The organism is Shigella sp. FC1967, from assembly GCF_001743005.1.
GTDB lineage: Bacteria > Pseudomonadota > Gammaproteobacteria > Enterobacterales > Enterobacteriaceae > Proteus.
The window spans coordinates 1-1,318 of the sequence record NZ_MIIZ01001012.1; the positions used below are offsets into that span (position 1 = coordinate 1).

General features: G+C 32.7%; 1 protein-coding gene. It reads right to left on the reverse strand.

All coding sequences use genetic code 11. The features are described 5' to 3' along the window. Positions 1-148: 148 nt before the first annotated feature. Entirely contained in the window at positions 149-823 is a 675-nt protein-coding gene (locus BHE89_RS17500) for a DedA family protein (RefSeq protein WP_128860675.1), read from the reverse strand. Between the last annotated feature and the right edge of the window lie 495 nt (positions 824-1,318).

Genomic DNA, 1,318 nt, shown 5'->3' on the forward strand with positions numbered 1-1,318 from the left:
AATCTTAATGGTTATTCATCGTTACAAGAGTGAAAGGGACTTAAGGTAAATTTATAACGAAATAAAACAAAGGCCTGTTCAAATAGATGAAACAGGCCTTTGTCGTTTTTTTCTTATTACTTTTTATGGTAGTCGGAAAATCTTTATATTATTTGATAGATCTTATGCTTTTGCTTTTTTTCTTTTTAATAACAACCCAGATGCTACCAATTAATCCCATAACTAATAGGCAAACAGGTAATAGCATAAGAATATTCATTAAATGATGTTCATATTGGCGAAATAGTGGGCTATTACCTAACATATAACCTAATGTGGTCAGTATACCAACCCACAAAAGTCCACTTAACCAATTGAAAATTTGAAAACGAGTATTATTCAATCCAGCAAGGCCGGCAATCGTTGGCAACAATGTCCTCACGAACGCTAAGAAGCGACCAATTAATAATGCGGCTAAGCCATGACGATGAAAAAGCCCATGAGCACGCTGGTGATAATGTTCTGGTAGATGTGATAACCAACTGCGTACTATTTTAGTATTTCCAAGCCATCGCCCTTGAAGATAACCCAACCAACAACCTAGGCTCGCTCCCGCGGTCAAAATAAGTAAGGTCAATGGAAAGTCCATTGTATCTTTAGCAATTAACACGCCCACTAAAATTAATAAGCTATCTCCTGGTAAGAAAGCCGCAGGCAATACTCCGTTTTCTAGGAATAGTATGGTGAATAATAAAATGTAGATAATCCATATTAATGAAGGATTAGCTAAGGTTTCGTAATCTTGATGCCATAGCGCCAAGAATAGCTCTCTTACGATTTCCATATAAAAGGCTTCCTAAAACTGAGTCATTGGGGGTAAATATAAAATCAATAGGTTTTGTCATCTATTTACCCGTTTTCTACTTGATCGGGTCTATTTTTCATTGTTTAAAACAGCAACACTCTAACAAAATCAGAAAAAACTAGACAGAAAATTTTTCAACTTGGATAACGACACCTCTTACACATGGATATTGTATCTTGAAAAAATAGACACCTAATCTCTTTTTGAATTCAGAGTAGGGGATTTTTAAAAAGAAAACCTTAAAAAGAAAACCTTAAAAAGAAAACCTTAAAAAGATAGATAATACCAAGAGGTATTCTCTATTTTATAACAATCATAAAAGATAAATTTTTAATATTAATTGAGAAAAATAAAGCGGTATCTTATTTATATTATTCGTCTTTTCTGTTCGTTATTTATACAAGATAAGAATAATTATAATGGATGATTGTTAGTGATAATGTTAATAAAAAAGACGATCGGTTGATTAAGAAA

Coding starts and splice junctions, on each gene's coding strand:
- BHE89_RS17500 (WP_128860675.1), bottom strand. CDS start 823: ATGGAAATCGTAAGAGAGCTATTCTTGGCGCTATGGCATCAAGATTAC.